Genomic DNA, 11724 nt, shown 5'->3' on the forward strand with positions numbered 1-11724 from the left:
TTGGTACCACTCGACAATGGTCATTCGAACACCCCGTCGATGAGGTCGCCAGCCGCCCGGTGCTGCTCGGAAACGAGGTGCGTGTACGTGTTGAGCGTCACCCCGATGTCGGCGTGGCCGAGGCGCTCCTGCATGATCTTGTCGTCGCCTACAACGACCCGGCCGATCGACTGGGCGGTGTGGCGCATCCCTTTCGGGGTGAGCTGGAGTACATCTTCCATACATCGACCGAATCTGCCCGGGAAACAGAAGAGCCGGTTTCCGAAGAAACCGGCTCTGACCTGCGATTTTCCGAGTCGGGCTGGGGAGATTCGAACTCCCGACCTCTTGACCCCCAGTCAAGCGCGCTAACCAAGCTGCGCCACAGCCCGTGGAAGGGACCACCATAGGCGGCCCGGGTGGCGGGGGCCGAACCCGTTCGCCGGCCCGGACGGGGTCAGAAGATCCAGCGGATCAGGGCATCGATCCCCTGGAGCAGGCGCCACCCGAGGTACACCACCACGCAGACGACGAGCACGTAGAAGTGCCACGGCGCCCGGCTGCTCTCGGTCTCCTCGGGCTCGTCGTCGATGCTGGCGATGAAGCGCCCGCACTGCTGGCAGGTCCCGTCGGGCCCGAGGCTGCTCGGGTTGTAGAAGCGGTCGCAACCCTCGCACCACGGCACGGCGACACCCTGCCCCAGCCCCCGGGGGCCGAGCCATTCGGGGTCAGCCGGCGGCCCGGGTGCGGGGTCCGGCGTGGGCCACGCCGCTGGGCACCGGACGCCCGACGAGGGCCTCGACCCGCAGGGCGACGCCGGCCAGGGCCTCGACGTCGATGCCGGTGGCGACGCCGAGGTCGTCGAGCAGGGCGACGAGCTCCTCGGTGGCGAGGTTGCCGCCGGCCCCGTGGGCGAAGGGCGACCCGCCCAGCCCGCCGACGGCGGTGTCGAAGCGGGTGAAGCCCAGCCCGAGTGCGGCGTAGGCGTTGACCAGCGCCGTGCCCCGGGTGTCGTGCAGGTGGAGCCCGACGCCGTCGACCGCGCCGCCGAGGGCGCCGTGGAGCTCGGCCACCCGGAGCGGGGTGGCCATGCCGGTGGTGTCGGCGTAGGTGACGTGGGTCGCGCCGCCGTCGGCCAGCCGCCGGCCGAGGGCCACGGCGTCGGCCGGGGTGAGGTCGGCCTCGTAGGGGGAGCCGAACCCACAGGAGACGACGGCGTCGACGGGGACCGCACCGGCGGCGGCGACGACCGAGGCGATGACGGCGACCGACTCCTCGACCTCCATCCGCACGTTGCGGCGGTTGTAGGTCGGCGAGGCCGAGATGGTGACGGTCAGCTCGTCGACACCGGCCTCCAGCGCCATCTCGGCGCCCCGGAGGTTGGGCACGAGGGCGGCGTAGGTGACCCCCGGGCGGCGCTCGATGCCCGCCACCACGTCGGCCGCCCCGGCCATGGCCGGCACCGCCTTGGGCGACACGAAGGCGGCGACCTCGACGCGGGTGAGCCCGGCGTCGACCAGGGCGTGCACCAGGGCGATGCGGTCGGCGACGGGGATCGGCTCCTCGGGCTGGAGGCCGTCGCGGGGCCCGACGTCGCGGATCGACACCCGCGCCGGCAGCTCCGGGAGGGCGGGGCCGAGGCCGGACATCAGACCGGGGGGACGCCGTGGCGGCGGTCGGAGAAGTGCCGGTCCTTGCGCTCGGCCCGCTCCAGCCGGCGGACGAGCTCGTCGCGCAGGGCCTCGGGCTCGACGACGGCGTCCACGACCATCTCGGAGGCGAGCCGGACGATGTCCACGTCGGTCTCGTAGATGGCGCGCTGCTCGGCCACGAACGCCTCCCGTTCCACGGGGTCCTCGATGGCGGCGATCTTGTTGGCGAAGACGGCGTTGACGGCCGCCTCCGGCCCCATCACCGCGATCTTGGCCGTGGGCAGGGCGAGGGTGGCCTCGGGGTCGAAGGCCGGCCCCGACATGGCGTAGAGACCGGCGCCGTAGGCCTTGCGCAGGACCACGCACACCTTGGCGACGGTGGCCTCGGAGATGGCGGTGACCATCTTGGCGCCGTGGCGGATGATGCCCTGGGCCTCGACCTGGGTGCCGATCATGAAGCCGGGCACGTCGGTGAGGAACACCAGCGGGATGTTGAAGGCGTCGCAGCACCAGACGAACCGGGCCGCCTTGTCGGCCGAGTCGACGAACAGCACGCCGCCCTTGACCGCCGGGTTGTTGGCCACGATGCCGACCGGGCGCCCGTCGAGCAGGCCCAGCCCGACGACGAGCTCGGGGGCGAACAGCGGCTTGAGCTCGAAGAAGCTCTCGGCGTCGACGATCCCGTCGATCACGGCGTGGACGTCGTAGCCGGCCCGCTCGTCGTCGGGCACCACCCCGGTCACCAACGGCGCCGACGGGGGCGCCGGGGCGAAGTGGGGCGGCTCGTCCTTCCACGACGAGGGGAAGTAGGTGAACCAGGCCTTGGCCTGCTCGATGGCGTCCTCGTCGTCGTGGGCCAGGTTGTCGCCGCACCCCGACACGGTGGCGTGCATCCGGGCCCCGCCGGTCTCCTCGAGCGTCGCCGTCTCCCCGATGACCATCTCGGCCATCCGGGGCGAGCCCAGGTACATCGAGGCGTTGCCCTCGACCATGATCACGATGTCGCAGAAGCTGGGGATGTAGGCGCCGCCGGCGGCGCTGGGGCCGAACAGGCAGCAGATCTGCGGGACCCGCCCCGACAGCTTGATCTGGTTGTAGAAGATGCGCCCCGCGCCCCGCCGACCCGGGAACAGCTGCACCTGGTCGGTGATGCGGGCGCCGGCCGAGTCGATCAGCCAGAAGATCGGGAGGTCCTGGCGCAGGGCCAGCTCGGTGGTGCGGATCATCTTCTCGACGGTCCGGGCGCCCCAGGAGCCCGCCTTCACCGTCGGGTCGTTGGCGACCACGCACACCGGCCGACCGTCGATGCGGCCGGTGCCGGTGACGACGCCGTCGGCCGGCAGGTCGGCGGCCGAGGTGTTGGCCAGCAGGGCGTCCTCGACGAACGACCCCGGGTCGAGCAGGAGGTCGAGCCGGTCGCGCACGAACAGCTTCCCCTGCTGCTCGAGCTTGGCGCCGCCCTTGGCCAGGTTGCCGGCCAGGGCCCGCTCGGCGGCCGCGGCGACGCGGTCTGCCGCGCTGGGCTCGTCATCGCCGGCGAGGTCGCTCTGCTCCACGACCCGAGACTACCGAGAGGTCTGGAGCCACCTCGGTATACTGCGGGTATGGCGACGACCATCAAGCTCAGCGTCGAGACGCGGGATCGGATCAAGGCCATGGGCGGCGAGACCTACGAGGACACGATCATTGAGGCCCTCGACGCCCTCGACAAGCAGCGGTTCTGGGCCGAGGCCGACGCCTACGCCGCGTGGCTCCGCAGCCTCCCTGCCGAGGAGCAGGCGCGCATCCAGGAGGCCGAGCGGCAAGAGTCGGCGGCTCTCGACCGGGCGTTCGACGGCCTCGGCTGATGGACACCGGCGACGTCTACTGCGCTGATCTGGGCGAGGAGACCCGTCGTCACGTGCTCGTGCTCTCGGGAGCCCAGTTCCACCGCCGGTCGTCCCGGGTGCTCGTCGCCCCGGAGTTCCGAGGAGCGGACGTCGAGGAGCTCCTGCCGTGGCGCATCCGGGTGGGCGAACTCGTCTTCGCCGTCGACCACATCCGCACCGTCGAGGCCGATCTCCTGCTGGACGAGCGTGGCGCAGCCCCGTTCCAGGCCGTCGCGCGGGCGCGGCGGGCGTTGCTCGCCATCACCTGACGGCGGCCCCTACAGGCGACGGAGGGCGAGGATGGCGACGTCGTCGTCGAGGGGTCGGGTGGCGAAGTCCTTGGCCGCCTCCAGGAGGGTCTTGCAGAGGACGTCGGGGGCGATGCCGGGGTCGCGCCGGAGCAGGTTGCCGATCCGCTCCTCGCCGTACTGGTCGTCGCCGGCGCGGGCCTCGGCCAGGCCGTCGGTGTAGAGCAGCAGCAGGTCGCCCCGGTCGAGGGGGAGCTCGCGGCTGAGGAACGTGCCGTGGGGGTCGAGCATCAGCAGGGGCCCGGTGTGGCGGAGGGGGCGGACCTCGCGGTCGTGCCACAGCCACGCCGTGGGGTGGCCGGCCGAGGCCCACCGGAGGGTGCCGGCCTCGGTGTCGAACACGACGACGCACAGGGAGATGAACTCCTCCAGCCGCTCCAGGGCCGACATGCGGTCGTTGAGCTCCTCGAGCGCCTGGCCCGGGTCGCGGTACTGGCGCAGGAACACCCGGAGCAGGTACTTGGCCTGCAGGGCGGTGATCGACGGTTCGATCCCGTGCCCGGTGACGTCGCCGATGACGGCGGCCACCCGCCCCCGACCGAGGTCGTACACGTCGAAGAAGTCACCGGCCATGAGCCCGGTGCCGGCCTTGTACACCCGCCCGATCTCGAAGCCCGGCAGGGTCGGCAGCACGTCGGGGGCGAGGCGTGCCGCCCAGCGCTGGGGCGCCAGCTGGTCCTGGTCGAGGACCTCCTCGGCCCGGCGCTCGATGTCGTAGCGGTCGTCGGCCAGGCGGGACTCGCGCACGAAGTCCCGGGCCGACAGGACTGACACGACGACGGGCACGAGGATGAGCCCGAACATCAGCTCCACCCCGGCCGACCGGGACAGGGCGAGGGCGGCGCAGGAGAACGACAGGACCGCGTAGAGCGTGGTGGTGTGGACGTCCTTGCGGTAGGCGGAGCGGGCCAGCACCGAGGCGTCGGCCGCGCTCCCCCGCTCCAGGGCGACCCGCCGGTGGACCCGGCCGAGGCGGCGGGCCGAGCGGGCCCACACGAGCGCGGCGATCCCGCACGCGACGGCGGTGATGGCGAGGATGACGGTGGCCATGGGTCAGGTCCCGGGACGGCAGCGGCCGCCATCCGGTCGCGGGATCGTACCGGGTGCACATGACGGCCACCGGTCGATCGGGTGTCGATGCGTCAGAGCAGGACGTGGGGGTTCATGACCCCGTCAGGGTCGAGCGCCGCCTTGACCGCGGCCATGGCGGCCACCGCGTCGCTCCCCCGCTGGCGGGCCAGCCAGGCCCGCTTGGCCGTCCCCACCCCGTGCTCGGCGCTGATGCTCCCGCCCCGGTCGAGCACCAGGGCGAGCACGGCGTCGTCGACGGCGTGGTCGTCGGGGTCGACCCCGGACACGTTGACGTGGAGGTTGCCGTCGCCCAGGTGCCCGAACAGCCAGGTGCGCGCCGCCGGGGCGACCTCCGCGACCCGGGCCGGCACCTCCTCGGCGAAGGCGGCCAGCGCGGGAGCGGGGAGGGAGACGTCGAGCTTGTGGTGGGGGCCGAGGGTGGCGATGGCCTCGGTCAGCGACTCCCGGTGGCGCCACAGGGCGGCCCGCCGGGGGCCGTCGGTGGCGACCACGGCGTCGACGACGCCGTCGAGGCCCGCCACCGCCGCGGCCAGCTCGTCGACGGGGTCGTCGTGGCCCGCCGCCTCGACCAGGACCGTCACCGGCGGCGGCGGGGCCAGGGCCGGCGCCACCCCCAGGTGGCCGGCCACGAGGTCGGCCTCGGCGGCCCGGTAGGCTTCGGCCGCCTCCAGGCCCGGGAGGCCCCGGCGCAGCGCCCCCACGGCGACGACGGCGTCGGCCATCGAGGCGAAGGCGAGGGCCGCCAGGGCCCGCTCGGGAAGGTGGGGCACCAGCCGGAGCCTCGCGGCGGTGACCAGGCCGAGGGTGCCCTCGCTCCCGCAGAGCAGGCCGGACAGGTCGTACCCGGTGGCGTCCTTCTCCAGGCGCCCGAGGTCGTCGAGCGGTGCGCCGCTGCCCCACACCGCCTGGACGCCGAGGACCTGGGCGCGGGTCGGGCCGTGGCGGACGACGTGCAACCCCCCGCCGTTGGTGGCGATCGACCCGCCGACGGTGGCCGAGTCCCGCGCCGCCCAGTCGACCCCGTAGGCCCACCCCGCGGCCCGGGCCGCGGCGTGGACGGCGGCGATGGTGGTGCCCGCCCCCGCCGTCAGCAGGCCGGCGTCGGGGTCCACGGCCGTGACGCCGGCCAGGCGGGCGGTCGACACCACCACCTCCCCCGCCAGGGGCACGGACCCGCCCACCAGGCCGGTGTTGCCGCCCTGGGGCACGAGGGCCAGGCCCTCCTCCCGGGCCACGGCGACGATCGCCGCCACCTCCCCGATCGACCCGGGTCGGACGACGGCGGGCGTGGCGCCCCGGAACCGGCCGGTCCAGTCGACGGCGTGACCGGCCGTGACGGCGGGATCGGTGAGGAGGTGCTCGGGTCCGACGACGGCGGCCAGGGCCCGCGCCGCCGATGGCGCCAGCGGCCTCACGGGCTGGCCTGGGCTCGCTCGCGGCGCTCGTTCACCGTGGGTCGGTGAACCTCGGCGGCCGGCCCTCCATCTCGGCCATGACCGCCTCGACCTGGTTGGGGCTGCCCATCAGGGCTTCCATCCGGCGCGACTCGTCGACGAGCGAGTCCTCCAGCGGGCGGGTGCCGGCCAGGTTGAGGAGGACCTTGGCCCCCTGCACGGCCTCGGGGTTGCGCCCGGCGATCTCGGCCGCGAGGGCGCGGGCGGCGGCGACCGGGTCGTCGACGACGTGGGTCACGAGCCCGAGGGCGTGGGCCTCGTCGCCGCTGATGCGTCGGGCGGTGAAGACCAGCTCCTTGGCCACGTCGAGCCCGCACAGCCGGACGAGGGCCTGGGGCCCGGTCATGTCGGGCAGCAGCCCCCACCGCACCTCCATGACCGACAAGGTGGCGTCGGGGGTGCTGAAGCGGATGTCGGCGCCGAGGGCGACCTGCAGCCCGCCGCCCAGGACGTGGCCGTGCAGGGCGGCGACCACGGGCTGCGGGAGCGACTGCCAGACGTTGGCCGCCTCCTGCGGGAGGTTCGACGGCCGGCCCGGCATCCGGTCGACGATCGACGAGCCGACGACGTCGGACGCGCCCCCGCCACCGTCGCTGCCGCCGCCCTCGCCGGACGCAGCCATGGCCGAGAAGGCCCCGAGGTCGAGCCCGGCGCAGAACGACCGGCCCTCACCCCGCAGCACCACGGCCCGCACCGACCGGTCGGCGGCCACCTGGTCCCCGGCGGCGACCAGCGAGGAGAACATGCGCCCGTCGAGGGCGTTCATCTTGTCGGGCCGGGACAGGACGACCTCGGCCACCCCGTCGGTGACGGTCACGGTGACCCGGTCCGGGTCGGGGCCCCGGGCGGCGGTGGACGAGGGCGACGAGGACGGGCTGGCGCTCACCACCGGAAGGGTAGGCGGCACCGCGCCGCCCACCGCCGAGCAGGAGCGGAGGGCCTGTCGTCGTAGGTGTGGGGGGCCGTCCGGTCGTGCTCGTCCACCCTCAAGACCAGGGGCGTCGCGGCCGACAGGACCTGAGTCGATGTCACGCCGCAGCCCGCTCCGCCCCCTCCGTCCCGGCCCTCGTGCCGCGGCCCGCGCCCTCGTGGCCGTGGTCGCGGTGTCGGCCCTGGTCACCGCGGTGCAGCCCGCCGGCGCCGCCCGGCTCTCCGCCCAGGCCGACCCGACCACCCCGGTCGACCCCACCACCCCGACCGTCCCGGAGGAGCTGCCCCCGCTCGGTGAGCTGCCTGCGATCAGCCCCGCCCTGGCCGAGGTGGAGCTCACCAGCGACACCTACGACTCCGTCGCCGCCCGGCGGGACCGGGTCGCGGAGCAGCGCGAGGACGCCGCCCGACGCAAGGCCGACGAGGAGGCCGCCATCGCCGCCCACACCGCCCGCGACGCCGAGCTGACCGAGCAGATCGCGGCGGTCCGCGAGGAGGCCGAGCACTGGGAGGGCGAGGCCGCCCGCCTCGACGAGGAGGTGCGGGCCGTCGCCGTGGGCTCGTTCGTCCGGGGCGCGGGGGCGAACCTCGACCCGCTGTTCGAGCTCGACCCCGCCGCCCACGACCTGGAGGCCACCGCCGCGGTGACCTCCGACAGCCTCGCCCGCCGCCAGATCCGGGAGCTGGAGCGGGCCCGGGACCGGGCCCGCCGGGCCCGCAGCGAGGAGGAGCTGTCGCTCGCCATCCGTGGCGGGGTCCGCGACGCGCTGGCCGCGGCCCGGATCGCCCGGGACGAGGCTCGGGCCGAGGAGGTGCGCCTGGACGCCGAGCTCCTCGAGGCCACCGCCGCCCTCGAGGACGAGCGCCGGCTGGCGACGGTCGTCGGCACCGACTTCCCGCTCGTCGTGCTCGACGCCTACTGGAAGGCGGCCGAGCTCATGAGCCTGCTGGCGCCGGGGTGCGGCATCTCGTGGTGGGCCCTCGCCGGCATCGGCAAGGTCGAGTCGGGGCACGGCACCTACGGCGGGGCCGAGGTCCGGGCCGACGGGAGCCTGACCAAGCCGATCATCGGCATCCCCCTCACCGGCTCCGGGGGCACCGCCGCCATCGGCGACTCCGACGGTGGCCTCATCGACGGTGACCCCACCGTCGACCGGGCCGCCGGGCCCATGCAGTTCATCCCCCAGACCTGGGTCGCCCACGGCGTCGACGGTGACCAGGACGGCGAGGTCCGCATCCAGGACATCGACGACGCCGCCGCCAGCGCCGCGGCCTACCTGTGCGCCGCCGCCGGGTCGATGACCGACGTGGCCGGCCTGCAGCGGGGCTACTTCTCCTACAACCACTCCGGCGAGTACGTGGCATCGGTGCTCGGCCACGCCATCCGCTACGGCAACGCCGTCGAGATCGAGGGCGCCCCGCTCCCGCCGGTCCCGCCCCCGCCGCCCCCAGCGCCGGTCGTCCCACCGGCCGGCGGCCCACCCGCCGACGGCGCGACCACGACCGCACCCGCCCCGCCAGGCTGAGTCAGGCGTCGCTCGGGGGCCTCGGCGGGACGTCGTCGCCGAGGTCGACCGTCTGCTCGGGATCGAGGTCCTCGGGGGTCAGGGCGGCCTCGGGGGCCACCTCCGCCGGGACGGCGGGCACGCCGCTCGGGTCCGTCGGCGGGTCGAGCCGAGCCGCCACGCCGATCAGCTCGGGCGGGACCTCACCGAGGTCGCGGAGGACCGACAGCTCGGCCGTGTCCGGGTCGACCAGGCCGTCGAGGACGTCGAGGTCGTGCTCGGCCTGCTCGGCGTCACGGTCGCGACCGAGGTCGCGGAACACCGACCGGGCCCGCCGCAGGGCCCGCCGGGCCTCGTCGGAGCGCCCGACGGCGTGGAGGGCGACACCGAGGTTGAGATCGCAGCTGGCCTCGTCGCCCCGGCGCCCCAGGGAGGTGAAGATGCCGCGGGCGCCGAGGAAGCGCTCGATGGCGTCATCGGCCCGACCCCCGTCGAGGAGGGCGACCCCGAGGTCGAAGTCGCCCACGGCGGCGAGGTCCGGGCGTCGGTGGTCGAGGAACGTGGAGCGGGCGGCGTCGAGCAGGGCGATGGCGTCGGCCACGTCGCCCTCGTCGTGGTGGAGGACGGCCCGGTCGAGGACGCACATGGCGGCCCGCACGGGCATCCCCGAGGCGCTGTAGCCGCGCTCGGCCCGGTGCAGGGCGCGGCGGGACTCCTCGACGTGGCCCAGCGCCCGCAGGCTGCGAGCGGCGGCGGCCTCGGCCCCGGCGGCGTCGGGCCCGCTCGGGTCGGCACGCACGAAGGCGCGTCGGGCCCGCTTGAGCAGGGCGAGGGCGTCCTCGTGGCGGTCGGCGTCGGCCAGGCTGTCGGCCGCCAACCGCTGGGCCCGGGCCGCGGCCAGCTCGTCACCCTCCTCGCGCCAGACGGCAGCGGCCCGACCCGCGGTCTCGGCGGCCTCGAGCGGACGCCCGTCGGCGCGCTGGTGGCGGGCCTGGTCGATGAGGTCACGGCCGTCCGGGACGGCGGTGAGCCTCACGCTCTCCTGGGCATCATCGACCGGTCCGGCCACGGTCCGGAGACTAGGGCCGACGAGCGGGTCGGGCCCCACGCACCCGCTCCGACCAGCATTGTTGACGCCGTGCCAACCCGGGGCCTAGGTTGCCGCCGCGCTGGCGTCATGACGCCGGTCACAGACAGATCCCGCCCGGCTCACGGTCGTCCGAGCCGCTCCAACCCGCAGGGGGAAACCCAGTGATCCACGCTCGACGGCGCTCTCGCCGGTACCTGGCCCTGGTCGTCGTCTTGGCTCTCGTGGCCGGAGCCTGCGGCGGCAAGAAGGGCGGAGGAGGCGGCGGCAGCGGCGAGGACGCGGCCGACGTCGAGCCCGTCCGCGGGGGATCGGCCACCTACGGGGTCGAGGCCGAGACCGGCGACGGGTGGTGCCTCCAGGAGGGCCAGCTGGCCATCTCCGGCATCCTCGTGGCCCGGTCGATCTACGACACCCTCACCGCCCCCAACGAGGACGGCGAGTACGTGCCGTACCTGGCCGAGGCGGTCGAGCCCAGCGAGGACTACACCCAGTGGACCATCACGGTCCGCGAGGGCGTGACCTTCCACGACGGCACGCCCCTCACCGCCGAGGTGGTCAAGAACAACCTCGACGCCTACCGCGGCGCCGAGGGCCAGCACGCCCGGTCCCCGCTGCTGTTCCTGTTCGTCCTCGACAACATCGAGAGCGTCGAGGTCACCGGCGAGCGCGACGTCACCGTCACCACCAAGGTCCCGTGGGTCGGCTTCGACGGGTTCCTCTACTCCAGCGGTCGCCTCGGCATCACCGCCCAGGCCCAGCTGGACGACACCGAGAGCTGCAACACCGACCTGATCGGCACCGGCCCGTTCATGCTCGAGGACCCCTCCGACTGGGTCGAGGGTCGTGAGTTCCGGGCGGTGAAGAACCCCGACTACTGGCAGGAGGCGCCCGACGGCGAGCCCTACCCGTACCTCGACGAGCTCGTCTTCCAGCCCATCATCGAGTCCGAGCAGCGGGTCAACGCCCTGCTGAGCGGGGACATCGACCTGGCCCACTTCTCCGGCGCCCAGGACATCCTCGACCTCCGCGAGGAGGCCGAGGCCGGCACCGTCCGGGCCTACGAGACCAACGCCAACGGCGAGGTCGGCTTCCTCCAGCTGAACAACTCGAAGCCCCCGTTCGACGACGTGCGGGTGCGGCGGGCCATGGCCCTGGCGATCGACCGCGACGACTACCGCGAGGTCATCAACAAGGGCGCCGACTTCGAGAACGCCTCCGGCCCGTTCGCGCCCGGCTCGCCCGGCTACGTGGAGGACAGCGGCTTCCCGATGGCCCAGGACCTCGAGGAGGCCAAGCGCCTCATCGCCGAGTACGAGGCCGAGGTCGGCCCGATCCCGTCGCTCACCTACCAGGCGACGCCCGGTGCGGCGACCCAGGAGCTGGCCCTGTACCTCCAGCAGACCTTCGCTGAGATCGGGCTGGAGATCGACCTCCAGACGGTCCAGCAGGACGCCCTCATCGACAACGCCATCAGCGGCAGCTACGACATGATGGGCTTCCGGAACTACCCCGGTGGCGATCCCGACGAGCTCTACGTCTGGTTCAAGGGCCAGTCCCCGGTGAACTTCAGCCGGTTCGACGACCCCGAGGTCAACGAGCTGCTCGACCGGGGCCGGTCCGAGACCGACCCCGAGGCCCGCGCCGAGATCTACCAGGACCTCAACCGGCGCATGGGTGAGCAGGCCTTCAGCCTCTGGTCGACCTACACCACGTGGATGATCGCCTCGCAGCCCGGCGTCTACGGCTACGACGAGGCGACGATGCCGGACCTGCCCGACGGCAGCCGTCCGTCGCTGGGGCTGGCCGCCGGCCATCCCATGTACGGGCTCTGGATCACCGAGTAGCT

At 74.1% G+C, this 11724-nt stretch carries 12 protein-coding genes and 1 tRNA gene; 4 read left to right on the forward strand and 9 right to left on the reverse strand.

Annotated features, from left to right (window positions below; translation table 11 throughout):
* Positions 1–20: 20 nt before the first annotated feature.
* The 5 genes from HC251_RS11410 to HC251_RS11430 form a co-directional block, all read right to left on the reverse strand.
* The gene (locus HC251_RS11410) at positions 21–188 is read right to left on the reverse strand and encodes a hypothetical protein (RefSeq protein ID WP_219945406.1); all 168 of its coding nucleotides are present in this window, start codon (positions 186–188) and stop codon (positions 21–23) included.
* Between the two features lie 108 nt (positions 189–296).
* Positions 297–371: transfer RNA gene (locus tag HC251_RS11415), tRNA-Pro, on the reverse strand.
* A 65-nt stretch (positions 372–436) separates the two neighbouring features.
* On the reverse strand, positions 437–664 hold the full coding sequence (locus HC251_RS11420) for a hypothetical protein (RefSeq protein ID WP_219945407.1): 228 nt from the start codon (positions 662–664) through the stop codon (positions 437–439).
* Between the two features lie 43 nt (positions 665–707).
* The gene (locus tag HC251_RS11425; protein ID WP_370651294.1) at positions 708–1598 is read right to left on the reverse strand and encodes a hydroxymethylglutaryl-CoA lyase; all 891 of its coding nucleotides are present in this window, start codon (positions 1596–1598) and stop codon (positions 708–710) included.
* Positions 1599–1627: 29 nt separating this feature from the next.
* Positions 1628–3187 carry an acyl-CoA carboxylase subunit beta gene (locus HC251_RS11430; protein WP_219945409.1) on the reverse strand — a complete coding sequence of 520 codons (1560 nt, stop codon included), beginning with the start codon at positions 3185–3187 and terminating at the stop codon, positions 1628–1630.
* 48 nt (positions 3188–3235) lie between these two features.
* On the opposite strand from HC251_RS11430, the gene HC251_RS11435 reads away from it, so the two are divergent.
* Complete coding sequence (locus HC251_RS11435) at positions 3236–3478, forward strand: Ykof family thiamine-binding protein (protein WP_219945410.1); 243 nt, start codon at positions 3236–3238, stop codon at positions 3476–3478.
* Positions 3478–3768, forward strand: coding sequence for a type II toxin-antitoxin system PemK/MazF family toxin (locus HC251_RS11440; protein ID WP_219945411.1), 291 nt, complete (start codon positions 3478–3480; stop codon positions 3766–3768). Before HC251_RS11435 ends, HC251_RS11440 begins: the two co-directional genes overlap by 1 nt.
* 9 nt (positions 3769–3777) lie before the next feature.
* On the opposite strand, the gene HC251_RS11445 is transcribed toward HC251_RS11440, so the two are convergent.
* From HC251_RS11445 to HC251_RS11455, 3 genes are all read right to left on the reverse strand, one after another.
* Complete coding sequence (locus HC251_RS11445) at positions 3778–4857, reverse strand: PP2C family protein-serine/threonine phosphatase (protein WP_219945412.1); 1080 nt, start codon at positions 4855–4857, stop codon at positions 3778–3780.
* A gap of 92 nt (positions 4858–4949) precedes the next feature.
* Entirely contained in the window at positions 4950–6314 is a 1365-nt protein-coding gene (locus HC251_RS11450) for an FAD-binding oxidoreductase (RefSeq protein ID WP_219945413.1), read from the reverse strand.
* A 31-nt stretch (positions 6315–6345) separates the two neighbouring features.
* Positions 6346–7239 (reverse strand): crotonase/enoyl-CoA hydratase family protein, encoded by an 894-nt coding sequence (locus HC251_RS11455; RefSeq protein WP_219945414.1) that lies wholly within the window; start codon positions 7237–7239, stop codon positions 6346–6348.
* A gap of 139 nt (positions 7240–7378) precedes the next feature.
* Between HC251_RS11455 and HC251_RS11460 the strand changes: the two genes are divergently transcribed.
* Complete coding sequence (locus tag HC251_RS11460) at positions 7379–8809, forward strand: lytic murein transglycosylase (protein WP_219945415.1); 1431 nt, start codon at positions 7379–7381, stop codon at positions 8807–8809.
* Between the two features lies 1 nt (position 8810).
* Here HC251_RS11460 and HC251_RS11465 read toward each other — a convergent pair whose 3' ends face one another.
* On the reverse strand, positions 8811–9857 hold the full coding sequence (locus HC251_RS11465; RefSeq protein WP_219945416.1) for a tetratricopeptide repeat protein: 1047 nt from the start codon (positions 9855–9857) through the stop codon (positions 8811–8813).
* 242 nt (positions 9858–10099) lie between these two features.
* Between HC251_RS11465 and HC251_RS11470 the strand changes: the two genes are divergently transcribed.
* Positions 10100–11722, forward strand: coding sequence for an ABC transporter substrate-binding protein (locus HC251_RS11470; RefSeq protein ID WP_219945417.1), 1623 nt, complete (start codon positions 10100–10102; stop codon positions 11720–11722).
* The last annotated feature ends 2 nt before the right edge of the window (positions 11723–11724 follow it).

This window comes from Iamia sp. SCSIO 61187, assembly GCF_019443745.1.
In the GTDB taxonomy this organism is placed as follows: Bacteria; Actinomycetota; Acidimicrobiia; order Acidimicrobiales; family Iamiaceae; genus Iamia.

Coding starts and splice junctions, on each gene's coding strand:
- HC251_RS11410 (WP_219945406.1), bottom strand. CDS start 188: ATGCGCCACACCGCCCAGTCGATCGGCCGGGTCGTTGTAGGCGACGAC.
- HC251_RS11435 (WP_219945410.1), top strand. CDS start 3,236: ATGGCGACGACCATCAAGCTCAGCGTCGAGACGCGGGATCGGATCAAG.
- HC251_RS11440 (WP_219945411.1), top strand. CDS start 3,478: ATGGACACCGGCGACGTCTACTGCGCTGATCTGGGCGAGGAGACCCGT.
- HC251_RS11445 (WP_219945412.1), bottom strand. CDS start 4,857: ATGGCCACCGTCATCCTCGCCATCACCGCCGTCGCGTGCGGGATCGCC.
- HC251_RS11460 (WP_219945415.1), top strand. CDS start 7,379: ATGTCACGCCGCAGCCCGCTCCGCCCCCTCCGTCCCGGCCCTCGTGCC.